This is a genomic window from Pseudothermotoga sp. U03pept (assembly GCF_051235805.1).
Taxonomy (GTDB): Bacteria; Thermotogota; Thermotogae; order Thermotogales; family DSM-5069; genus Pseudothermotoga_B.
On the sequence record NZ_JBPNXV010000001.1, the window covers coordinates 1,910,111 to 1,934,572 of the forward strand.

At 42.7% G+C, this 24,462-nt stretch carries 23 protein-coding genes; 9 read left to right on the forward strand and 14 right to left on the reverse strand.

What is annotated here, in order from left to right:
• Position 1: 1 nt before the first annotated feature.
• Both ACSFC1_RS09365 and ACSFC1_RS09370 read right to left on the reverse strand, forming a co-directional pair.
• The gene (locus ACSFC1_RS09365) at positions 2–868 is read right to left on the reverse strand and encodes a PstC family ABC transporter permease (RefSeq protein ID WP_435565836.1); all 867 of its coding nucleotides are present in this window, start codon (positions 866–868) and stop codon (positions 2–4) included.
• On the reverse strand, positions 868–1,707 hold the full coding sequence (locus ACSFC1_RS09370; RefSeq protein ID WP_435565837.1) for a phosphate ABC transporter substrate-binding protein PstS family protein: 840 nt from the start codon (positions 1,705–1,707) through the stop codon (positions 868–870). The genes ACSFC1_RS09365 and ACSFC1_RS09370 overlap by 1 nt, the downstream gene beginning before the upstream one ends.
• Positions 1,708–1,821: 114 nt before the next feature.
• Between ACSFC1_RS09370 and ACSFC1_RS09375 the strand changes: the two genes are divergently transcribed.
• From ACSFC1_RS09375 to ACSFC1_RS09415, 9 genes are all read left to right on the forward strand, one after another.
• Entirely contained in the window at positions 1,822–2,475 is a 654-nt protein-coding gene (locus ACSFC1_RS09375; protein ID WP_435565838.1) for a response regulator transcription factor, read from the forward strand.
• Positions 2,453–3,235 carry a sensor histidine kinase gene (locus tag ACSFC1_RS09380; protein WP_435565839.1) on the forward strand — a complete coding sequence of 261 codons (783 nt, stop codon included), beginning with the start codon at positions 2,453–2,455 and terminating at the stop codon, positions 3,233–3,235. The genes ACSFC1_RS09375 and ACSFC1_RS09380 overlap by 23 nt, the downstream gene beginning before the upstream one ends.
• Before the next feature lie 150 nt (positions 3,236–3,385).
• Positions 3,386–4,624: an ABC transporter substrate-binding protein gene (locus ACSFC1_RS09385; RefSeq protein ID WP_435565840.1), complete on the forward strand. Its 1,239-nt coding sequence runs from the start codon at positions 3,386–3,388 to the stop codon at positions 4,622–4,624.
• Positions 4,625–4,665: 41 nt separating this feature from the next.
• A complete protein-coding gene (locus ACSFC1_RS09390) occupies positions 4,666–5,529 on the forward strand; it encodes a carbohydrate ABC transporter permease (protein WP_435565841.1) in 864 nt (287 codons plus the stop codon).
• Positions 5,529–6,365 carry a carbohydrate ABC transporter permease gene (locus tag ACSFC1_RS09395; RefSeq protein WP_435565842.1) on the forward strand — a complete coding sequence of 279 codons (837 nt, stop codon included), beginning with the start codon at positions 5,529–5,531 and terminating at the stop codon, positions 6,363–6,365. Before ACSFC1_RS09390 ends, ACSFC1_RS09395 begins: the two co-directional genes overlap by 1 nt.
• A complete protein-coding gene (locus ACSFC1_RS09400; RefSeq protein ID WP_435565843.1) occupies positions 6,362–7,330 on the forward strand; it encodes a sugar-binding transcriptional regulator in 969 nt (322 codons plus the stop codon). The genes ACSFC1_RS09395 and ACSFC1_RS09400 overlap by 4 nt, the downstream gene beginning before the upstream one ends.
• Positions 7,330–8,274: a 1-phosphofructokinase family hexose kinase gene (locus ACSFC1_RS09405; RefSeq protein WP_435565844.1), complete on the forward strand. Its 945-nt coding sequence runs from the start codon at positions 7,330–7,332 to the stop codon at positions 8,272–8,274. Before ACSFC1_RS09400 ends, ACSFC1_RS09405 begins: the two co-directional genes overlap by 1 nt.
• A complete protein-coding gene (locus tag ACSFC1_RS09410; RefSeq protein WP_435565845.1) occupies positions 8,271–9,698 on the forward strand; it encodes an FGGY-family carbohydrate kinase in 1,428 nt (475 codons plus the stop codon). The genes ACSFC1_RS09405 and ACSFC1_RS09410 overlap by 4 nt, the downstream gene beginning before the upstream one ends.
• 13 nt (positions 9,699–9,711) lie before the next feature.
• On the forward strand, positions 9,712–10,554 hold the full coding sequence (locus ACSFC1_RS09415; RefSeq protein WP_435565846.1) for a class II fructose-bisphosphate aldolase: 843 nt from the start codon (positions 9,712–9,714) through the stop codon (positions 10,552–10,554).
• Positions 10,555–10,625: 71 nt separating this feature from the next.
• Here the strand turns inward: ACSFC1_RS09415 and ACSFC1_RS09420 are convergent, their stop codons facing one another.
• From ACSFC1_RS09420 to ACSFC1_RS09475, 12 genes are all read right to left on the reverse strand, one after another.
• A complete protein-coding gene (locus ACSFC1_RS09420; RefSeq protein WP_435565847.1) occupies positions 10,626–12,449 on the reverse strand; it encodes a beta-N-acetylhexosaminidase in 1,824 nt (607 codons plus the stop codon).
• 55 nt (positions 12,450–12,504) lie between these two features.
• Positions 12,505–13,458 carry an N-acetylglucosamine kinase gene (locus tag ACSFC1_RS09425; protein WP_435565848.1) on the reverse strand — a complete coding sequence of 318 codons (954 nt, stop codon included), beginning with the start codon at positions 13,456–13,458 and terminating at the stop codon, positions 12,505–12,507.
• Between the two features lie 30 nt (positions 13,459–13,488).
• On the reverse strand, positions 13,489–14,580 hold the full coding sequence (locus ACSFC1_RS09430) for a hypothetical protein (RefSeq protein WP_435565849.1): 1,092 nt from the start codon (positions 14,578–14,580) through the stop codon (positions 13,489–13,491).
• 32 nt (positions 14,581–14,612) lie between these two features.
• Positions 14,613–15,359: a carbohydrate ABC transporter permease gene (locus ACSFC1_RS09435; RefSeq protein ID WP_435565850.1), complete on the reverse strand. Its 747-nt coding sequence runs from the start codon at positions 15,357–15,359 to the stop codon at positions 14,613–14,615.
• 107 nt (positions 15,360–15,466) lie between these two features.
• On the reverse strand, positions 15,467–16,348 hold the full coding sequence (locus tag ACSFC1_RS09440) for a carbohydrate ABC transporter permease (RefSeq protein WP_435565851.1): 882 nt from the start codon (positions 16,346–16,348) through the stop codon (positions 15,467–15,469).
• Between the two features lie 64 nt (positions 16,349–16,412).
• Complete coding sequence (locus tag ACSFC1_RS09445) at positions 16,413–17,687, reverse strand: ABC transporter substrate-binding protein (RefSeq protein ID WP_435565852.1); 1,275 nt, start codon at positions 17,685–17,687, stop codon at positions 16,413–16,415.
• Between the two features lie 45 nt (positions 17,688–17,732).
• Positions 17,733–18,872 (reverse strand): hypothetical protein, encoded by a 1,140-nt coding sequence (locus ACSFC1_RS09450; protein WP_435565853.1) that lies wholly within the window; start codon positions 18,870–18,872, stop codon positions 17,733–17,735.
• A 14-nt stretch (positions 18,873–18,886) separates the two neighbouring features.
• Positions 18,887–19,648 carry an SIS domain-containing protein gene (locus ACSFC1_RS09455; RefSeq protein WP_435565854.1) on the reverse strand — a complete coding sequence of 254 codons (762 nt, stop codon included), beginning with the start codon at positions 19,646–19,648 and terminating at the stop codon, positions 18,887–18,889.
• Between the two features lie 74 nt (positions 19,649–19,722).
• Entirely contained in the window at positions 19,723–21,408 is a 1,686-nt protein-coding gene (locus ACSFC1_RS09460) for a family 10 glycosylhydrolase (RefSeq protein WP_435565855.1), read from the reverse strand.
• A gap of 51 nt (positions 21,409–21,459) precedes the next feature.
• Positions 21,460–22,443, reverse strand: a complete 984-nt coding sequence (locus ACSFC1_RS09465; RefSeq protein WP_435565856.1) for an SIS domain-containing protein — start codon at positions 22,441–22,443, stop codon at positions 21,460–21,462.
• 19 nt (positions 22,444–22,462) lie between these two features.
• Positions 22,463–23,230: a DeoR/GlpR family DNA-binding transcription regulator gene (locus tag ACSFC1_RS09470; RefSeq protein ID WP_435565857.1), complete on the reverse strand. Its 768-nt coding sequence runs from the start codon at positions 23,228–23,230 to the stop codon at positions 22,463–22,465.
• A 310-nt stretch (positions 23,231–23,540) separates the two neighbouring features.
• Positions 23,541–24,461, reverse strand: a complete 921-nt coding sequence (locus tag ACSFC1_RS09475; protein WP_435565858.1) for an alpha/beta hydrolase family protein — start codon at positions 24,459–24,461, stop codon at positions 23,541–23,543.
• Position 24,462 lies beyond the last annotated feature (1 nt).

Consider the following 24,462-nt stretch of genomic DNA (forward strand, 5'->3'; position numbering starts at 1 on the left):
TTCACCCCTTAATCCATCTTTCAGTCTTTCTCACGAAATAGTTGGTGAGCAAATTGAGCAGGAGCGAACCTATCAATAACAAAAAGCCAATGAAAAACAATGAACTGTAGTGAAGGCTACCAACTTCAACCTCTCCTATCTCACTTCCAAGTGCCGCCGTCAGAGGACGAACAGGATCGAGAAAAGATTTCGGCAGTATATTTGCACCTCCAGCCACCATTAAAACTATCATCGTTTCACCGAAGATTCTATTGAAAACTACCATCATCGCGTTCACAATACCAGGCAAAGCGTGTCTTATCTCAACATACATCAAATGCAAATCCTTTGCACCAAGTGAGACACACCCTTCGATAACCTCTCTTGGCACCTTTTCAAAGGACTGATAAGCCAAACTGATCATGAAAGGTAAGGTCAAAACAGCTAACATTATTGAAGCATTGAGAAAGTTCTGAGCTGTCCACGAACCAAATTTCAAAAGCATCGAACCAACCACTACGACACCGAAAAATCCAAGAACCACAGATGGTATACTGCTCACATATTCGAGGATTCTAAGCATAAATTCCTTCTCTTTACCTTTTGCAAATCGATGTAAATAAAAGGCGCAGATTATTCCAATAAACCACACCCAAAGACTTGTCCAAAGAGTGAGCAGTAGAGTATTCAAAAGCATTGTTCTGATACCAAACTCTGGTTCACTCCAGACAGGATACCAGTTAGGGGAAAACAGTTTCAGCCCCACTTCTTTTATTGCAGTAGTAGACTCAAGAGATAGGAAAAAAACTATACCAAAGAGTGCAGCTGCCACTGTCATGGCAGCCACGGAAACAACAAAAACAAAGAAAATCGTAAGAGAATCTTTCATCAATCACCAGTCCCGTACGCAGGAATGTATCCAGCTTGCCTTACCAACCTTTGCCCTACTGGCGAGAGAATTAACTTGATGTAATCTGCTACAACGCCCTTCTCTGGCCACAGGTTGCCAAATCTGCTCAGATCTATGAAGACATACAAAGGTCTGCTGATGGGATATACCCCGCGCAAAACATTTTGCACCGTGGGTTCTACTCCTTCAACTTTTAATGCTTTTACTTTGTCTGTCACGTAGCCCATTCCTGTGTAGGCGATTGCAAATTGATTCTTTGCCACACTCTCGATTTCTGCCTGAGATGATTCGAGCATCTGAACCCTTGGGCTGAGCTTTGCACCATGCAAGACCTTCTCGACCCATGTCTCGAAGGTTCCAGAGGCTGTGTTTCTTGAATACACCACGATTGGTCTGCTTGGAAGTTTCGGGTCAACTTGGTTCCACTCGGTGATCTCTCCGGTGTAGATCTTCTTGAGAGTTTCCAGAGAAATGTTGTCAATGCCAAGACTTGGATTGACTATTGCAGCTATGCCGTCGTATGCTACAACGATTGGCACCAAGTATTTCCCAGTTTTGTGCATCTGTTCAACTTCACTGGCTTTCAAGAATCTACTTGAGTTGGCAATGTCTGCCGTTTGATTGAAGAGCCCTGTTATTCCAGTTGTCGATCCTGCACCTTCGAGCGTAACAGTTACATTTGGATATAGCTTCTGAAACTCTTCCACCCAAAGTTGAGCGATCGGGTAAACGGTGTTTGATCCTTTGATAATCAAAGTCTCAGCCATCAATAAAGTTGCAAGAAAAGCCACCGTCACCAATACCAAAGTCTTCTTCATTCTCACACCTCCCTCAGTTTTCACTTTGTTTATGCCTCTTGGAGTTCTACCAGTAATGAAAAAATATAAAAGTTTTTTAACAACTTTCTGGCATGATTTCTTTGGAGGGATTGAATGGCTTCAATATTGATTGTTGAAGACGAAAAAGACGTCAGTGATGTTGTGGTCAAGTACTTGAAAGTTGAGTCACACGATGTGAAAACTGCTGGTAGCATAGAAGAAATGTACGATCAACTCGAGAGAGGATGTTTTGATCTGATTGTACTTGATCTTCTGCTCCCAGATGGTGACGCTATGGACGAAATTCCGACGATCAGAATGATGTGCCCCAAAACGTTCATAATCGTTTTGACTGCTTTAAGAGAAGATAGAAACAAAATCTTGGGTTTAGAAATGGGAGCAGATGATTATGTGACTAAACCTTTCAATCCAAGAGAACTGTCAGCGAGGGTTAGAGCTGTACTGAGGAGAAAGAACGCCTTCTTGGAACGCGAATTGATTCACAAAGACATGAAACTGATTGTTCACGAGAGAATATTGATGATTGGCGATGAAGTTATACAGCTTTCCAGTAGAGAATTTGAGATATTGCTGCTCATGTTTGAGAATCCAAAAAAGGTTTTCACAAGACTCGAAATACTCGATGCAGTTTGGCAAGGAGAAGAAAGATCAGAGAGAATAGTAGACGTCTATATGAGTATGCTCAGGAAAAAACTGAGCAAAGAAAGGTTGGTGACTGTGCACGGTGTTGGATACAAATTGGCATGAGATCATCGAAACGTACAAGCCTCTCTTACTGCTCAAACCAGACCAAATCGTTTTTTACCCAGCAGACGGTGATACTTACAAGAAGCAGCAAATCCTGACAGACTCAAAGACATTTTTTGTCAACGCAGTTGCACACGAACTTTTCACACCGATCACCGCAATGATAGGTTTAGTAGAAATAGCAAAGGAAGAGGAGAATGTTCGGGAAACTCTGTGCAAGATCGAAAAACACCTTGTCAGAATGCAAAGAATTGTCGAACAACTCGTCTTGCTATCCAAGATCGAACAAGAACAATACTGCCCTGAAACAGTACAAATTAGCTTGAGAAAGTTAATCAAAGATATTCTAAATGAATATCAGCATAAAATAGAGCAAAAAAAGATCTCTGTGGTTGTGAGTCTGAAAGCCTCGATCAAGACAGACCAAGAGGCTTTCAAAATAGTCTTGAGAAACCTGATATCAAATGCAATCAAGTACTCTCCAGACGGCGGCACCATCAAAATCTTTTCACAGAAAAGATTCTTGGTGATTCAAGATGAGGGAATAGGTATACCAGAGACAGAACTGAAGAATATAACAGCCCGTTTTTACAGGGCAGCGAATGCAAGAACCTTCTCTGGAGCCGGCTTAGGACTTGCTATCGTCAAGCACATACTTCGAAGAATGGGTATATGCTGGGCTATCCACTCTAAGATTGGTGCAGGTACAAAGGTTTTCATTGAAATCCTTCAGATTGATCAACAATTGGCTGGAGAATAGTCATTTTCTTCTTTTTTCTCTTTCATCCTCTTCTGTTCTTTCATTCTCACTAAAATAGTTTGGTTGTCTATTTTTGTTAAAGCTGGTATATTTCTTCTTGGTAGGTTACATAGGTAAGTTACATATGTAACCACAAGAGGAGGTGTGATTGTGAAGAAGTCAGTTTTGAGCATCGTCCTAATTGTTATTGCAGTACTCAGTTTTGGCAAAACTTTGACGATCTGGGTTGGTGGACAGGTTGCAGAGCTTGACGAGACTTGGAACTCAGTCATCAAGGGGTTCGAGCAGAAGTACGGCATTAAAGTGGAGGTACAACTATTTGGTTTCGACACTTACTACGACAAGCTTGTCACAGCACTTCAAGCAGGAAAAGGACCTGATCTTGCTTTCGCAGACTTGGGTGGTTGGGTCCCAACCTTTGCAGAAAAAGGCTGGCTTGAGCCAATGGAAGAACAGATCAAGAACTGGGAAGGTACACCGCAGATATGGCCCAATCTTTGGCCCACAGTTACGTACAAAGGAGTTAGGTACGGTCTTCCATGGTACACCGATTGCAGACTCTTACTCTACAACAAGGCAATGTTTGAGCAGGCTGGTCTTGATCCGAACAACCCACCAAAGACCTGGAGTGAGCTTTTGGCTGCGGCACAGAAGATCACCGATGCAAAGAACAGAGTTTACGGCTACGGTGTGAGTGGTACGAAAACCGAACACACTACTCTTGGTTACATGATGTTCCTCTACGCAGCCGGTGGAAAACTCTTGACAGATGACTATTCGAGGGCAGCCTTTAACACACCTGAAGGCTTGAAGGCTCTGAAATTCTACACAGACCTTGCAAAGAATTACGCTGTGAGTCCAAACGCGATTCAGTACCACGAAGATGATTACAGAAACATGATGGCTCAGAACAGAGTTGCGATGTCAATCGGTGGACCTTGGTCGTTCCCACTCATTGAAGCCGCCAATCCAAATATAGTTGGAAAGTATTCTGTTGCATTGCATCCGTACGACTCGCAGCCTGCAAGTGTGCTTGGAGGATGGGCTTTGGTTATACCGAAAAGCAGTCCAAACAAAGAAGATGCATGGAAGCTTGCTGCATATTTGACCAGCTTCGATGTATGGATGAAGTGGGTCGAGGAGAAAGGTGGTCCAATGCCGACAAGGATGGATGTTTGCACAAAATCAATGCTTGCGAACGATCCAAAATGGCAAGTGATATTCAAAACATTCCCATACGCAGTTGCAAGACCACCTATTCCACAGTATCCCCAAATCTCTGAACAGATACAGATCATGGTACAGAGAGTCTTGCTGAACGAACTCACGCCTGAGGAAGCAATAAAGGTTGCAGCAGAAAATGTGAACAAAATACTCGGAGCGAAGTAAACTATAGATGTGAGGGCGGGCAATGCCCGCCCATATCAGGAGTGAGTGAATTGAGAGAAGAGAAAATTGCCCTGAAAATGGTTATGCCTTATGTCCTTGTGATAATAGCTTTTGTTGTCTTTCTGTTGATCTCGAACATTGTGATGAGTTTTACAAACAGCAAAGGCGAATTGACCTTGGAAAATTACAGTTTCATTTTCAAAGACAGTGTTTTCTACAAAACCATCCTTAATACATCTATCTGGGTCTTTGGAAGTGTTTCAGGACAGATTCTCTTGGGTCTGTGTGTAGCCTTACTGCTCAATCAAATCACTCGAGGACAGATTTTCTTTCGAAGTGTCATTCTGATACTGCCTTGGGCAACGCTCGATATAGTTGCAGGTGTGATGTGGAAATGGATGTACAACGACATGTACGGTGTGCTGAATGATATCTTGGTGAAAATGGGATTGTTCAAAGACTACGTACCATGGCTTGCCACACCAAAGATGGCTATGCTGGCGGTGATCATTGCGAATATCTGGAAAGGTTTTTGTCTGAGCGGAATGTTCTTCTTAGCAGGTATTCAGACTATTCCTCAAGAACTCTATGAAGCAGCAGAAATAGATGGTGCCAATGCCTTTGGACGGTTTTGGAATATCACAATACCTCAACTCAAGCCAGTTTTGACCACGACATTGATGCTCACGATAATATGGACAATAAATTACTTTCCACTGATCTACGTGATGACAGGCGGTGGACCAAATTATGGTACAGAAACCATTGTCACTTACATCTACAGACTCAGCTTCAGATTTCTCGAATACAATAAAGCGGCTGCTCTGTCAAATGTTCTGTTCTTATTGGTCTTCACCATAGCATATCTTTTCACAAGAAAGATGGCAAGGGAAGTGGCTGCCTGATGAAACGAAGTACAAAACGAAAAACAATGAAAAGCCTTTCATATATACTCTTGTTTTTCATCGCCATCGTCGTTGCCTTTCCATTCATCTGGCTCATTTTAACCTCTTTCAAAACATACCAAGAGATATACAGTTATCCGATAATATATCTGCCAAAAAGTTGGACCGTTGAACATTATCAAAAGATATCGAGTCTCGATTTCAAGAGCTATTTTTTCAACAGCGTAATCGTTGGCAGCGGAACTATGGTTTTCTCTCTACTCATCGGCATTTTTCCTGCCTATGCCTTTTCTCGATATTCCTTCAGAGGCAAAGGTATGCTGCTCGTGAGTGTGCTGATCTTTCAAATGTTTCCGATGATAGTCTTTTTGGTGCCTATATTCAAATTTCTGGACTGGATAAAACTTCTTGACACGCATCTTGGACTGATTCTTGCATACATCCCATTCACCACTCCGATAACGATAGTTTTTCTGAGAAGTTTCTTTCTGTCTGTTCCAAAATCTCTTGAAGAGGCTGCACTCATAGACGGTTGCACGAGAACGAAGGCTTTTGTCAGGATAATTTTTCCAGTGACACTCCCTGGCATCGCTGCAGTAGGTGTATATGCCTTTCTCTTTGCATGGAGCGAATTATTGTACTCAATGTCTTTGCTCACAAGTAAGAGTTTGCAAACTATCCCAACCTTTCTTTCGGTCTTCGTTGGGCAGTACCAAACTCGATGGGGACCTTTGTTCGCAGGATCGGTCTTCGCAACATTGCCTCCGTTGGTTGTATTTATACTGCTTCAGAGATATTTCATCTCTGGGCTCGTGAGTGGGGCGGTGAAAGAATGACTATAAGCGATGATCTACTCTTCGAAGTTGCATTTGATTATTACGTGAAGAAGATGCTTCAAAAAGATATAGCCAAAAAACTGGGTGTTTCGAGGGTTCAGGTTAGTAAGTATTTGAAGATGGCAGAGGAGAGGAAGATAGTCCGAATAGAGATAGTGCCGCCAAAGATATCCACACAGCTGGAACAAGAGTACAGAAAGCTGTTCAAAGAAAGGTTCGGATTTGATGAATTGTTCCTGACAACGGGGCACAGTAACAACCAACTCTTGTTACAGTCTCTGGCACGCAGGGCTTGGGAATTTATATCAGAACTTTCGGAAAATGCATTGAACATTGGAATAGGCTGGGGCACCACGATGTTCACAGTGGCAACTTACAATTTCACATTGAATCGCCCCAACTGGAGAGTAGTACCACTTTCAGGTGGAACCTTCAAACTTTCAGACAGGCACTTTGATTCTAATTTCATCGCCCAGAACTTTGCAGATCGCTTGAATACAAGAACGATACCTGTTTACTTTCCATTCTTGATGGACAACAGTCAGCAAAGACAACAACTGCAGAGTACCGAAGAGTTTGCCTACATAAACTCACTTTGGAACAATCTCGATGTGGTTATCTGCAGCGTTGGTTATTCCATATCGAGATCTCCACTCTTTCGCCAAAACGTTTTCGATGGTTCCACACTCGACAAACTCGAGAAACTCGGCATCGTTGGCGATATTCTGACACATTACTTTGATATCAACGGCAGGGTGCACGACTTGGAGTTCATGCAAAAGATCAACAACATAACAATGGACCAGTACATGAAAGCCAAAAAAAAGATAGTAGTCGCAGGTGGTTTTCACAAGATAGAGAGTATAGTTGGTCTTCTGAAAGGGAAGCTCGCAGATGTACTGATAACGGACACAAACACAGCGCGTAATGTGATCGAGTTCGTGTCCGAGAAGGATTGGAGGTAGTGGCGCTCTTGAGCATTCAAATACTCAATCTAAATCCTTGTTATGATCATTGGGTGATCATCTCAAGTGTTCCGAGAACCCCAAATGTTTTGAGAGGCGACTATGTTGTGAAACTCGTCGATGGAAAGGGATTGAATATTGCAAGAGTTTTCAACATGCTTGGTTTTCAGGATTATCTTTGTGTTAATGTGCTTGGTGGTGATGTGGGAAAGATAATCTCGGCAAAGTGTCGAGAAGAGGGTATAAAGACTACAGAATTCTGGATAAACGACGAGAACAGAATCAATACGGCAGTTGTCTATGAATACGAAAAGAAGATGCTCATGATCAACGAACCAGGACCAATCATACAACCAGATGAGATCGAAGGACTCATAAATTATCTTGATTCCGTTGTTGAAGAAAAAAGCACTTTGGTAATCTCAGGAAGTGCACCAAGAGGATTTGGCACAAAGAACATGGCAAGAATTGCAGAAATCGCAACAAGAAGATCTTGTAGACTCATGATCGACATTGCAGGAGAATGGCTCAAGGAGTTGGTGAATTTTGAGCCCGAGATGGTTAAAGTGAACGCTGACGAACTCAAGATCGTTTTCAATCTTCACGATTTGGATTTGAAAGAACTCTTTCAGATCAAGAAAATGTACGACATAAAGGTTTTGTGTGTGACTATTGGCAAAGAAGGTTCCATAACCCTCGTACAAGACAAGGTGTTTCGTGCCAAACCAAAGGTTGTTTACTCAGATTTCTCCGTTGGGTCTGGCGATTCCTTTTTCGCAGGATATCTCTACCAGGAAGCGATGGGTAAGCCCATAGAGGAAAGACTTGTCTTTGCCACAGCGTGCGGTATGGCGAACACTCTGAAATACGGCGCGGCGATCTTCGATCTGAAAGATTTGTACCAGCAACTATCACTTGTAGAACTTGTGGAGGAAAGATTATGAAGGCATACATTGGCATAGATGTTGGAACAACAAACACCAAGGTCATCGTTGTAACCAGAAACGGTATAGAAAAGATCCACAAACTTCAAACTGCTAAAAAACTAATGGACGGTGTTGAGTTCTTCGACTTGGACAAGATAGAGAGAAACCTGAGAAGTACCATTAACATGATACGAGAGTCTTATCAAGTCGCAGGTATCGCGTGCACGAGTGTAGGAGAATCTGTCGTACCGGTTGCATCGGGGAGAAAGTTGCAAGATCCCATCGTTTGGTACGACACATGTACAAAGGCGCTGCAAGAAGAGTATGAAAATCTGGTGAACCAGCTCGCACCTTACAGAATCTCTGGTTCTCGAGATATTTACTATTACTCGCTTTATAAGATCTTGTTCATGCAAAGAAAAGGTATGGTCAAGCTAAACGACGTAGAGTATTGGCTTCCGGTGTCTTCCTACATCGCTTATAGATTGACTGGCAATGCTGTGTGGGATATGACCCAGGCGTACCGCAGTCACATGGTTGATATTCATCAAAGATGTTGGAATGAACAACTGCTCAACGCCTTCAAGATACCAGTTCAGCAACTTGGAAAACTCGACTACACTTCTTCCTTTGTTGGGTACTATGACAATATCCCAGTTTTCCTCGCAGGTCATGACCACCTGACTGGAACTTATGGGCTGATCTCGTTGTTCGGCAGCGAACTGATCTTCGATTCAATGGGCACGGCATCGTACATAGTCGGCGTTGCAACTGAGAAGGAAAATGAGTTTCACTTAGATAGTCCGTTCATGAAGACGGGTGGAAACATAGGCATAGCTTTTCAGGACAAACAGTACTATTTCGCTTCAGGCATAAGATTCCACGGCAAGTTGATCGAATTGGTTTTGAAATTCCTTGGCTTGAGAGTTTCCTCAAAAAGATTTAAAAAATTGAACAGTTCGATCTCAAAGATACCAAAAGATTACATTTTCTGCATCTACACAAATGGTGACAATATCGTGGGAGAAAAGGCAGACGGTGTGAACTTTGTCCAGATTCCACCTGATTGCTCCCAAGAACAGATTCTGCAGAATGTTTATCTGTACTTGTGCTACACAAGCAGAATAACCGTTGAAAACCTTTGGCGACTGCTTGGAAGATTACCAGTAGTTGTTGGCGGCGCATTGGTTGGAAACGATGTTTTCATGAATTACAAAGCTTCGATGCTCGGCGAGACACTCTACTATCTGGACACAACCGAACTGACAGCCCTCGGTGCATCGGTTGCAGCTATCAGGGGAGCAAGAGATGAAGAAACACTTTTGTCACTCAGAGAGAAAATCACTTTTCGAAAATTCGAGCCGTTGGATGAAGATGTAGTGCAGATGAATATGCTTTATCACAAAATCAATGGACAATACGAGAGATTATTGAAGAGATGAGGAGGTTAGTGAGATGCTTGTGACATTGAAAGAGTTGGTCCAGCTTGCGTACAAATCTGACTACGCAGTACCTGCTTTCAACATTCACACCTATGAAGACGCCGTAGCGATCGTAAAAGGTGCAGAAGAAATGAAATCTCCCGTCATACTGATGGCTTCTCCAAGTGCGGTTAAACACTTGGGTATAAAAGTCGCAGCATGTATCATGAACGAACTTGCCCAGAATGCTGGGATACCAGTTGTATCACACTTAGATCATGCAACGGATCTTGATATCATCTTCAAGGCTATGAAGGCAGGGTTTTCTTCTGTTATGTACGATGGGTCAAACTTGAGTTTCGAAGAAAATGTCCAGAACACAAAGCTGGTTGTGAAAGTTGCAAGGGCTTTTGGTGTATCTGTAGAGGCGGAAATAGGCAGAGTCGGAAAATCTGAAGAAGGTGAAGAAGTTAGCCAGATCTTGACAGAACCTGATGTAGCAAGTAGGTTTTTTGAACTCACACAGGTCGATGCACTGGCTATCGCTGTCGGTACAGCCCATGCCATGCAAAAGCAAGAAGCACAGATCAACTTCGAAAGGGTTCAACAGATTCAGAATGTAGTCGATGTACCATTGGTCCTCCATGGTTCCAGCGGAGTACCAGATGAGGATTTGACAAAAATCAGCAAGATGAGATTTGGAAAGATAAACATCGGTACAGTGCTCAAAACAGTTTACGTCGATAGAATTCGAAAAATATTACAAGAACAACCACAGCTCAAAGACCAGATTAAGTTGCTCCAAGAAGCATCCATCGCCGTGACAGAGATGGTAAAGCACAAAATAAAGTTGTTGAACAGTTCAGGCAGAATGTGAACAGTTTTCGCAATACTAACAACCTGTGACTTTTGCAACGATATATAGATCAGGTGATGTCCAGTGAATAATCAGACTCGCATTTTGAGTATTCTCGTCAGTTTCTCAAGACTTTGATTTAATCCACCTGGCCTGTTCACATTCAGCCAAATTTGTGTGTAGTCTTGAGAAATTTTGTTTAATTCTTCTTTGAAAGAATGCCAGATTTGATCTGGTATTTTTTCAAGTGAATTGTATTCTTTTTCAAAAATGAAAGCACGCATTCCAAGAATCAACATCTGTGTGTTGTTAATCACTTGGGCAATCGCTTGTTGGAGATCCGTTTGCACATCAGAACCCAGAAGTCTCTTGATCACATTTTCTGCTTCACTCACAGCTTTACGAATATTACTTGTGTCTTCTTTATCGAACTCTTTAAGATGTTCAAACATCTTGTGTGGACATACAAGTGACATGAAATACGGGCTCATGTTATGAAATTGAATGTTGGTACTTTTGTATAGAGTACCAAGCATGTAAATATCCTCAGCTAAGGGTAAATTGGTTTTGAAAAGATGTATATCAACCTGTCTCAGTAGATCACCTATCGTTATCTCTGACGATATGTTCCAGCCTATCGTGGAGGCATATCCAAGAGGTATCATCGAAAACGGTAAGTGCTGAGGATGACCATTATCACCCCAATCGGTCAGGAGAAAACCAATCGCGCCATATTTGCTACCATTTAGTAGAGCACTGCTGATATTAGCAATCGCATTATCACTTCTACCAACAAAGGAGTTCCAACTTGAAGTGCCAGGGCACACATAAAATGTAACACCTCTTTCTGAAAACAGTCTGCATTCGTGTTCATAAGGATGATTGCTCTCGTAGCCCCATATGAGCGCAATGAGATCATCTGGTAAGTTTACAACGAGTTCAGGGTAATTTTTTATGATATCACCCCAAAACATCATAGTTTTTCCGCGCCTCTTAAGTAATTTGTATATCCGAAGTAGAAAATCCAGGTAGACTTTACCCTTCCCAAGTCTTTCACAGATTTCCTTTGAACGACCAAGTCCCAAGTCATATGTTTCATCACCACCTATGTTTACCTTTGCACTGGTGAAATTGGGCAAGAGTTGATCGAAAAGACTTTCCAGGAATGTTATAGATTCCGGCACAGTGGGGCAAAGTGAGAACGAGCCATACTTTTCTCCCCAGGGAGTCGTAAAACCCTCTGGACATTCAGCAAGGTACTTGTATTCCTCATGTTTGAGCCATTTGCCAAGGTGTCCAAAAGAGTTCTGATTCGGTACAAGCTCAATGAATCTATCTTTGCAATACCTGTCAAGCTCTAGTATTTCCTGCGCGGTGAACGGGCTGTATCCTTTCCATACTCTTTCATGGCCTTCGTAAGCAAAGGTGTGTTCAAAATAAAGCTGAAATTCGTTGTACTTCAACTCAGCTAAAAGATCTATCAGTGCTTTCAGAGTCTGCATATTTGGTATTCTGTCTCTGCTGACATCGAGCATAAACCCGCGGTTTTTAAAATCTGGTTCGTCTTCAATGACCATCGCTGGTATCTTGCAGCCGTACTCTCTCACCAGTTGTTTAAAGGTTTGCAAACCATAGAACAAGCCTCGATTTGTTTTCGCAATTATCACAACATTATCTCGAGTGATCTTTATCTTGTATCCCTGTGAACTCGACACAGTGCTCGGTTCGATTATCAATTTTATGACAGCATCGCTACCACCAAAACCAGTGAATGAGAAATTTCTCCCGTACTTTGCCAATTCGCTTTTGAGTAATGAGGCAATTGTGAATGAATCATAATTCGTAAGAATTTTCCCACACAGTGGCAGTTCACATTCTCCATCCAACATGACCAATCTTCTTGGTTGTGGAAGCATTTATTCAATCACCCTCCATCAAGTCACCTGCTTCAAGTCACCTACTGTGGAAAACTCAATGTACACCTTCTTCACTGAGTTGACGCTTTAGGTTCTCTTCGACCTCTTCTTTCACTGTGAAAAACTGTTCCATCGCCATTAACAGCGCACCTCCCAGTGGAGGCAGAGACGGTTCGGTAAAATTCACATTCAGATCCTGCAGAGAATTTTCAACAGTTCTCAAGAAATAAGAGTTGTTGAATAACCCTCCAGTGTACGAGAGAAAATCACTACCAACTCTTTTCAATACCGGTTCGACAGCATCAACGAGTTCAGCAATGCATCGCTTTACGACCGTCTGTGCGACTTCGTCACCTTCTTCGGCGCACCTCAGAACAAAAGGTGCAAAAGAAGCTAAGTGACTCTTTGGATGTTTTTCAACGTAGAAGTACCTGAGCACATCATCAATTGAATGCAGATCAAAAACTTTTTCTACATGACAAACAAGAGAGGTTGGTTTGCCTCTTCCTTCCCAATATTTCATGACTTCCTTAATAGAGTCAAAAGCCAATCCATAAGCACTCCAAGAATCGCCTATGATATGTCCCCATCCTCCTGTTCTGTGGAAATTGCCATTGACGTCAACGCCTATAACCATGGAACCAGTACCAGCGACAACAATTGTTCCTGATTTTCTCGACGTACCCAAGGCACCCCTTAGGGCTAAGATACAATCGTTGACAACTATCAGCCTCTTGGAAGGCACCACTGGTGCCATTAGATCACGTAATCTATCGCAACTTTTCTGTGAGAAGCCAGCCCCCGAAAGTCCAAGAACACAAAGATCAACTTCCGCAATATCCTCGTTGATCTCATTTAGACAATCCTGAAGTGTCCTTTTCAATTTGCCAATTCCAATATCCAGATGGTTTGCTGGACCTCCAAGCGTCTTAGAAAGAACTTCTCCTCTTTCATCACACAGAGCAACTCTTGTTTTTGTACCACCAGCATCCACACCGAGAAATCTCATTTTCTCAGATACCTCCTAATAGCCCTGTATTTATGGGTTAAACAATTCTCTATCTATAAGCCCAAGAAGTCTTTCCTCAGTCTCATCAGAGTAAGGGGATACCACCCATTCATAACCTGAATGCACATCCTTTGGTACAACATACGATGCGGCAGAGTTCGCGTAGCACACAATGAAGACCGGTTTTTCAGCAAACACTTGCTGAGTACTGAACTCGATAAACAATTCGAACGGGACAAACACAAATTTCAGAGATTCTATAGTGAGGAAGGAGATTCTAACCTTTTCTGTCGTTGGAAGAACTCCGCGCTGTCTTGCCAACATTGCTCCCGGTGTGTCTCTATCGTTCAATGAGAGATTGCTCAAATTCTTAGTAACGAAGTTAACTACGAAATCAACATTCTTGAGAACAAGACTGCGAGGATATGGTATTCGATATGCTTCTTCAAGATGCAAGTGATCTGTGAAAATCTCTGTCAGTCTCTCTATCTCGGCAAAAGATCTATTCCGTCGTGTTCTGTGAGTACTCACATTGCCACAACAGGAATTCATGAACAAGACTGGACGACCTTCTCTAAGTGATAACTTTCTGCGAATGCCTCCAGCCAAATCAGCTGAATAGAGTAAGTTCTCAGGACCGAGTACGGTTGGATGACAGGAAAAGAGCAGAATCGAGAAACTTTCCATTGCTGTTCTAAAGTGGATGTGATTTACCGGTATTTGTTCACTACCTGGTTTGTTTCTGAGATCACATACACCTGATATCTTTCCTTTCCTTACAACGATTTCCTCGATTTCAGTGGCTTTCTTTTTGGCTTCGATCAAAGATTCTTTTGTGCAGGATTCAATAATTTCTGCAACCAGGTTCGGTTTCGGTGCAGAGTGGGTATGAGTGGCAATTGGGATCAAATTCACACCATTCACTTGATTTGGAAGCCTTTCTGGTACTGAAAGCAAATCAAAAACCACCAAAGCAACTTCTATCTCATCGTCACTGAGGTAAACACAGAACAACTCAAGTGGATCATGACAACCAATGGAAACCCCTTTTCTGAGGACATAACCAGCCATTTCCAACCCTGTTGGAAAAGACAAAATTACACTTGAAAAACCAACTTTCATTCCTCTATCACTCTCCAAAAGCTCAGAAACTCTTATCCCTTTAAACCTCCGCTTAAACCTTCGACATACCACTTTTGGCAAGTGAGAAAGAGAACAAGAATGGGAATCGTTGCCACAACCATACCCGCGCACAGAAGTCCCCATCTGGTAATGTTGTGTCCCCTGAACATTGCAAGTCCAAGGTTAATTGGCATTTTTGAATAATCTTGTATCACTAAGAGTGGCCAGAAGAATTGGCCCCACGACCACAAAACCTTGAAGACTATCATAGTTGCGACTGTCGGTTTCACCATAGGAAGCATGATTCTCCAATATATGTAGAAATCGTTCGCACCATCAGCTCTGGCGGCTTGCTCGAAGTCAGATGGGATGGAGAGAAAACTCTGTCTGAACATGAACACTCCAAATCCACTTGCAGTGAACGGAATGATGAGTGAAAGCAAACTGTCGTACATGCCCATCCGAATCACTATTATGTACATCGGTATAGCAATGGCATAAAAAGGTATCATCAAAGTTGACAACGCCAACCAAAACAGGAGTTTCTTTCCAACGAAATTTTTTCGTGCCAGCGCATATCCAGCCATTGAATCGAAAATGATACTCACAAAAGTCACGACACTCGCCACAAGTAGGCTGTTGAACAACATTGTTCCAAGCGTGACCTTCTCATCAATGACACTTGGGTAATTCCACGCCAGCAAATAGTTGTCGAAGGTCACCGACTTTGGCAACAATGAATAAGACTCTATTCCTGTATCCGGTTCTATTGACCTCACCACCACCCATATGAGCGGTAGGAGAGTGAAAGCACACGCAGGCACAATCAACAGGTATTTTATGAAAATTGACCAACGGTTTTGTGATCTCATACTCTGTTTCACCCCTAAAAAGTGACGTCTTCTTTACCAATCTTTCTTTGAACGAAGGTGAGAACAAGGATTATGAGGAGCAATATAACACTGATAGCAGATGCATAACCCATCTGAAACTCGCTAAAACCTTTTGTGTACAGATAATTGACTATCGTTGTTGTTGAATATCCTGGTCCTCCACCGGTCATAATGTAAATTGGAGTGAAGACCTGAAATGAATTGATCAACGACGTGGTTATAACAAAGAAGGTTGTTGGTCTCAACAAAGGCAGTGTTATCTTGAGTGTAACTTGCCATTTTGTTGCACCATCAAGTGAAGCAGCTTCATACAACTCCTCTGGTATGTTTTGAAGTCCTGCTAAGAAAATCAGCATTCTGTACCCAAAACCACTCCAAATTAGGACTATCCCGACGGCAAGTAGTGCGTATCTATAGTCACTCAACCACTGAATCGGTTTCAAATGCAATACAAGCAATAATCGATTTGCAATCCCGGTCGTACTTGAAGAAAATATCAAAGACCAAATTATACTCACGACAACCATCGAGATTACATTTGGAACGAAAAGTGCGAGTCTGAAGAAATTTCTGCCCTTGAATGGTCTGTTCAACAAAAGAGCAAAAACAAGACCAAGAATGGTGTTACCAGGAACATAGAGGACTGTGAAGTAAACAGTGTTGAGGATCGATCTCAGGAAAACCTCATCTTTTGCGAGCCTCAAATAGTTTTTCAAACCCACAAACTTGGCAGAATAGAGTGTCACGATACTGAAGTCTTTCAGACTCAGAAAGATGACCCAAACGATTGGGATGAAAAGAAATATCGTGAAAATAATATATGCAGGTGCGCAAAATGCATATGCAATTAAGTTTTCCTTCAGGCGCTTCTTCACCTTTCCACCACCTCAAAGGAACTAATGACTAGAAATGGGGAAGGTTCTACCTTCCCCTTTAGATTCACCATACAAATCCCTTTTCTTTCAAGTGTGTTTCCAACTCCTGTTGAGCTCTTTTCAAACCATCAGCCAGTGATAGTTTGTCTGACAGTACATCTTGAATTGCAGCCCTTATTATCCTGGTGAATGCCGAGTACTCCGGGTGTTCAACCCAGGGATTTGAATCAGACATTTGTTGGGCGAACGCGTTCATGATCTGATCTTCGCCAACATACTCTTGCGCCGCATCTACTCTCGATGGTACAAATCCTGCTACATTACAGTATTCAAGCATATTCTCTTTGCTGCACAACCACATCAAAAGTTTGGCAGCACCTTCTTTGTTTTTCGCATTTGAAGGTATGACAAAGACGTCAGCACCATAATACGACGTTCTTTTGCCAGTTTCAGGATTTATTGGTAGTGGTACGGCACCAACTTTGTCACCGAGTTCCTTTTTCAGTGCTGGTCCAGCATCTCCAGTGTCAATGTACATTGCGACCTGACCTGCCACAAGTTGTCTTCGAACGTCAGCCAAGTTCGCATTTATTCCTCCAGGTTGAACAACCTTATAAGTCTTGAACAAATCTACAAAGAATTTCGCACCTGTGTGGAACAATTCAGTGTTGATTGTCGGGGTTCCCTTCTCGTCGATCATTCGACCTCCAGCCTGCCACACCCAAATCATGAGCTGATAAGCATACTGAGCTGACGCACCAAAACCGTAAACATCAACCTGCCCATCACCATTTCTATCAAAAGTGAGGCGCCTTGCATACTCGAGAAAATCGTTCCATGTCCAGCTTATCGATGGTTCTGGAAGACCCCTTTCAGCAAGAATGTCTTTTCGATAAAGTACGACACGTGTATGACAGAAATAAGGAATTCCCACAATCTTACCGCTCATTTCCTTGGGTTTGTCCATCTTGTAAGTACTTCCCAACAGAACTGACTGTGAAAAATTCTTCAAGAAATCCTGTGGTAGGTACTTATCCATAGGTTCAATGGCTTTTGACCAAGCAAGAGCATGCTCCCTTGGTGAGCCCACCTTGGCAAGATCTGGGGCTTTCCCAGACATGATCGCAACATCGAGTTTTGTGTGTGGATCCTCTGCCCAAGGAATAACCACCAGATTTACTTTGATTCCTGTAGCATCCTCAAATGCCTTTACCTGTTTCTTTACAACTGGTAGGTCAAGTTGTGGATCTCCTCCTGCAAACCAAAATGTCACCTCAGCACCGAACAGCGAGACAGCCAAAGCACAAAGAAATACAACTAGACCAAGAACTCTTCTCATCAGTAAATCCCTCCCTTTCTAGTTTTCAAGACCCCTTAATTCCTTTTACACAGTTTTCATAGCCCTTTGCAGAAGTTCTTGCATTTCACTTTTCCTGAAAATCTCGTGAAATGCAAAAAGGCAAACTCCATCCGCTTTAGACAACTTCGAGACTCTGATAGCCTCAATTACCTCAGCTGCAGGTACGTCACCATGTGCCTGAATACCAACAATGACTGAAGATCTTTCGGACACTGCTTGCTGAGTACCCAAAAGTACGTCTGAAACCCATGAAATGGGCTTGCGAAAGTCATGGTGATATGCCATAGGTACAACAACATCGCAGATCTCTGAAAGATCCGAGTAGTTTTGACCAAACTGTACCAGAGCAAAGATTCTCTCCTTGAGGTCGATATCACCACCTTCCGGAATGAGAGCAGCACTCAAAATTGTAGAAGGTCTCTTGTTCTTCACCGTGTGGCCGATCTGTCTCGCGAAGTCTGTAACGTCGTCCTTCCTCATGTTTGACCATGCAACAACGTTGGGATCACCTGCAATGAAAGCATCTATGAAGCTTATATTGTCACCCTGATTTCCCCAGGTTCCCACGGCTTTCGCAACGAGCAAATTGACATTCAGTCCAGCCATCATTGCTCTCTGTTGCTGAACTGGTCCCCATCCCCAAGCCCCGTTTGGATATCTGATATAATCCAAATGAATTCCACTCGGCTCGTAAGTACCAAGTACCTCTGAGACCAAGGAGAGTATGTACTCTCTGTAGTTGACATCAGCTACAAAATCAACGGCCGCGGTGGAGATTCTGAAACAACTATGTTCGCCAAGTCTATATTCATGAGTCTCAAGTTCCAGTGGAATTCCCCACATGCCAGAACCAGGATTCCTCTGCAGATAACTCTTGTCCTGTGAGACAATGAACCAAGCGTGCAACCTGATGTTATTTTTCTCGCAACCCTCACGACTCCGTGGTAGCACAGTTGTATCCTGAGAAAATGCCAGCGCAATCTTTGAAGGCCAGCACACCTTTCCCGTAGTCCCTTTCACAAGGAGAAATAGATCGGTTATCCCTATTTCCTTCATATCTCTCAAAGCTTTTTCCACTCCGTACTCTGATAGAGACGAACCCCAAGCCCATACACCACATATCGGCTTTGGCATCATATAGAATTTCTTCTCAAAATCTCTCACCACTTTGTGACACCTCACAGAAATGGAATCAGGTGACGATACTTCGACACTAACGACATATTCTTTTCGTCTCCATTCGGTATGTTTGAACTCAAGAACACTGGGGGATTTTTCCCATTTCTCAAAAAACACGCCACAACTTCGCCGATGATAGAATTTATGATGAAAGCACCACAAACAGTCGAAAGCGGTCCTACTGTTATCTCGTCTACCTTCACACAGGCATCTCCATAAGGAACGTGGTTGTCGATAGTCAAATCTACAACTTCAAAGAGTTTCTTACCCAGTTTGTTTCGTGGTTCCACGCTTGTCGAATGCTCAATCGAAGTGATTGCACAAACGTAAGCCCCCCTTTTTCTTGCCCGGTCCGCAAATGTGACAACTGCAGCGTTAGATCCAGAATTCGAGAAAACAATTACTACATCTTTTGAAGAGATTGGTAAATCGGAAATTATAGCTTCTCCTATCCCATCTATTCGTTCCAGCTTTGAACTGAGAACCGCTCTCTCGTGAAGCATCAGTGAACTGAGGAGAACTGGATACACAGACGCTATACCCCCTGCTCGGTAGAAAATCTCTTCAACCAACATGTGAGAATGCCCAGTACCAAACGCGTAAATAAGACCGCCATCGTTCACTGATCTGTATATCCTTTCTGCCAGATCTTTGATCCTTTGCTCTTCTTGCTCGATGATCTTTTCAATCGTACTTTCAATCATCTGACGATATCTTCTCGAAAAACTTGATCCACAATCTTCAGAACCAGCTCTGAGCATTTTCTAAGAATCCCTCCTTAAAAATTGGCAAGATTTTTGTCAAAAATTCAATTGGAATAAGCCAGAAACGTCTTTCATTTGAATTGCTTTAGGATATCCTTCAGTACTTCTTCACGGTCACTACCCAATATTGTTCCGGCTCTAAAGACACATACTCCATCAGCACCTTCAATGAGGCTGTCAGCAACAGCTTCTGCAAGTTCTGTACCAGTCACTGGAGGATACCCTTGAAGACCCATAACAATCTTTGTTTGTTCACTTCGAACCTGTTGCTTGGTTCCACCGAGAATGATGCTTGTTATCCAGGATATATCTTTTCCATAGTCTTTGTGGTATGCCATGGGAATTATCAGTTCACATTTTTGTCCAAAAAGCTTGTAGTCTTGACCATAATGGACCAATCCAAACGCTCTTTCAGATAGATCAGAGCTTCCAGGTTCCGGCATCACAGAAGCACTGATCACAATGCTTGGTTTTATCTGCTTTGCGCAGTCAACCAAATCACTCAAGAATTCAAGAACATTCGCAGATCTCAGTTCCACCCACTTCGTAACGGTGGCATCACCGGAGAGATGAGCATTCACAAATGACTGTCCGTCTCCATTGCTGCCCCAGGTTTGTATTGCCAGTTGTTGTAGATAATCGATATCCGAATCGCTTAGGCCGTTCTCTCGAGCCTTATTAAGTTCAGATGGACCCCAACCCCATGCACCGGTTGGATACCTTATATAGTCAAAATGCAGACCATCTGGGTCATAGTTTCGTATGACCTCACTAATAAGCGATTTCATGTATTCCCTGTAAGCACTGTATCCGACAAAATCAACTGACTTTCCGGCTCTCTGGGGATCTGCACCTTGTGTTTTGGGAATACCATACATTTTGCTTTCTGGATATGTGGTAGTAAACTTCTCATCCTGATTACACACAAACCACACATGATATCTAAGACCATTAGTCTTACAGTACTGTGCCACTCTTGGTAGAACTGTTGTATCTGATGCGAATCCCAAAGCAACATTTGATGGCCAATTCACAGTCCCACTCGTACCCTTGACTAGTAGGAGAATATCTGTCACACCAAGGTCCTTTATTTTATCCAATGTTTGTTCGACTCCTGAGTTGGCGAGCGTGCTTCCCCAAACCCAGACGGATTTTATTTTTGCAGGCCATGAAAGAGGCAACAAAGCTTTGTGCAACTCTATTTCCTCACATATATTGCCCGTGTTTTCAATGCAGTATAAAATCTTAGCCAAAGTTGGTATGAAAACGTCTATAGACATCTTTCGCTGTACTCCGTTCACATTGACTGGGATGACTCTTGGTAAAACCCCATTCTTCTCCGTTTCTGCAACAAAGTACAGCGCTGATTTATAAAAATCCGATATTGTGCACGTTTCTGCTGGCTCGAAGTCTCCAGATTCAAGACTTGCAGGAAGATAAGTCTGAACGGATTTCACTGATGCAGGCTTTTGTTTGGAACTACAAAACTCTATAAAGAATTTCGACATCAGATACGCAGCATCGTTTAACTTCACAGCACGTAGATTTGTCGATTTTCCCTTAGGTTGCCAAACTCTTTCACACTCTTCAGGTAATCTCTGCGTTGAATCAACACACTCAGAAATTGCCGCCGCGATAAGCAACACATCATCACCACTGAGTTGATCTTCAGAACTCTCAAGATGTTTGACTACGAAACAACCTGCTGACACAATCACTAAACTTACCATCATGACTAACAATGCCAACTTCTTCATGTGCGTTCCACCTCCTCTACATTACCTACGATTGTCTAAAGGTCGATGATTTCATCTGCTCCCATCTCCCAGAAACACTACTCTCGAGAGATTTCTTGGTTGATCTGGATTCAAACCTTTTTTCTTCGCAATGGTTAGTCCCAGTAATTGACCGAAAAGAACCTGAAGAAACGCGTCTTGTCCATTCTCTGCCATTGGTGTTCGTAAAACGGTTGAAGCTCCCAATCTTTGCATTTCACCCAGAAGTGTAACTTCTTCTGGGTTTTGGTCGCTTGCATAGAGTACTACAACAGTCTGATCTGTTACAAGTGATTTCGGTCCATGTCTGTACTCGAGTGTTGAGTAGGCTTCTGCAAATGTGAGAGACATTTCTTGAAGCTTCAGAGCCGACTCTTTCGCAATACCTTCGTAAACACCCGTGCCGAGAAAAACGTAATGTTTTGCGCCGTCAATTCCTCGACTTTCAATTGATTTTTCTGACTCACGCAGAAACTTTCTTGATAGTCCGACCAGTCGATCATAGTCACTGGCAATCTTTGACATTCTATCGATCAAATAAAATAAACTGAGCAACATAGAGCTGAATGATTTCGTCATTACGACAGACCTCTCCTCTAAGGGAAGAACCAGAGATGACTGACATGTCCTTCGCAATTCGCTCTTCTCACCAAGTGTTATTCCGAAGGTCTTAATTCCCATCTGATCGAACTTCCTTACAGCTTGAACAGTCTCAGTTGTATCACCTGAACGTGAGATCAGAACAGCAGATCTCTTGAGATCTCTTGAACCAAGAACAAAACTGCTAGCAAAGACAACCTCTCCACTTTGCAGAGGCTTTGCATCAATTCCAGTGACTCGTGAGAAATATTTGGATGCCGACACAGCCAAGTAGTAAGATGAGCCGCAGCCAACAAAGTACACGATATCACTCCCGAAAAGGCAGTGCGCAAAATCTTCAACGCATAAATCATTCAGAAATGCTAACAGTCTCTCGAAATCATCAGGTTGAGTGTGTATCTCCTGTTCAGTGAACATCTGGATCATCACCTCGATGTCAGACAGAAATAACACTGATTCCAAACGATCTGAGGACTTCTATTTGACTCGGAGTAGCGTGGGTGTCTGTTACGAGAATATCTATTTTTCCCAAATCACATATCTTGTACGGAGCCGATTGCTCAATCTTCGTGCTGTCTGCCAGCAAGATCACAGTCTTTGACCTCTTGATTATCAATTCCGCCAAGTTTCTTTCCTCGAAATCAGCGACCGTTACACCATATGCACTGCTCACACCACTTGCCCCAAGAATGTAGCAGTCGAAATACATACGTTCAAACAACATTGATGAGTATTCACCAACACACTCAAAGGATCCTTGCCTCACTGTTCCACCAGAATGTATCAAGCTGAATGGCTTGGATAGGTTGATGACTGCCCACGCAGTTGTGATTGAATTTGTTACAATCGTCAGCGCGTGTATTGAACTGCTCTCGAGTGCTTTCATTGCATAATAAACAGTTGTGCCCCCACCAGCAGCAACTACCTGACCATTGTTCAGCAACTCGATAGCTTTCTTCGCGATTCGTTCCTTCTGTTCCTTTCGAAGGTCTAAGTTCTTGAAGAACGGTGAGTCGCCTGTTATGCTCTTGATAATTGCCCCACCACGCGTTCTTTCAACCAGTCCTTGAGACTCCAAGATCTCAAGGTCTCGCCGGGCTGTTATCAAAGATACGCCAAAAGAATCACAGATATCGTTTATTGATATTCGACCGGACTGTCTCAGGGTACTCAAAATCGCCTTCAGTCGTTCTTGACGTCCCATCAACAATCCCCCTTTCGATCATAAACGATCATTTTGTAGTCAGTTTCTTTTACTATACTAGATCTAATATGAACGAATCAACTTTGACTCTGACGTAAATTGGATAGAAAAGAACCCTGGGCAGGCTGTTATGATTCTCTTTCTTCTTTTTCCGCCGAATATCTTCTGGTTTCTTCACCTTTCTGCCTCGAAGCGTCCTATATTTTCCATTTCATTATTGTTTCGTGTGCTGAAAGGAACAGAACACTCACATTGTGCGAGCAAAGTTGCGTGGAGAAAGAAAGCGGTAATCGACGAATCTTCTGTCGAATCAACTTTGGAGAAAGTCTACTGTTCTTTGAAGTATCTCGATGGTCTTTTTGTCTTTGAGAACAAACTCGAACCCGTGATCTCCTTTCGGATGCAGAAGCAGTTTCACGGTGCATTTGCTTTGTTTCAGCTTCACAAACATTTTTGCAGAGGCAGCGTATGGAACTACGGAATCTTTCATTCCATGAACTAATAAAACCTTAGGGCATAGAGAACTCACATGATTTATCGGAGAGTACTTTTCGTAAAGTTCTTTAGATTTGATCGGCAGCCTTTTAATCGTTGCCATCACTGAAAATCGCGCAAAGATCGATTCAGATTCCCAGATATCCATCAAATCACACGGTGCGTAGTACGCCACGATTTTGTCAACAAGCTTTGGATTTCTCAGACCAGTCAGTAGAGCGAGATGACCACCAGCAGATAGACCCATCAAAGAGAGTTTTACGTCGCACAGATTGGCGAATTTTCTCTTCATGAATCTTACAGCCTCAGTTAATTCCTCGACCAAATTCTCTATAGTCGATATGTAACCTCTACTGTAATCTATTGCAGCAACAACGAAGCCCTGGGACACCAAGAATCTATACCAAGACATGTTGTTTGGTTGTCGTCTGTATCCGCTGATCCAACCACCACCGTGGGCAAAGAGAATGACGCCTTTGAAAGACTCAGTGTTCGGGTAAAATATGTCTAAGTGCCTTTTTGGCATATACTCAAATGTCTCAACTTTTGCCCAAGGTTTGCTCACCTTGTCAAGAACCAATCTGCCAAAGACGGCTTTGCGAATCAACGGTATGTTGACGATGGAAACTATTAAAAGCGAGAGACCAAAATCGGTGAAAACAAGAAAAAAGGTAAGTACGAGCAAGAGATACTTCAGTAGAATCTTGAATCTTTTCTTGCTGGTTTCTTTAAACACA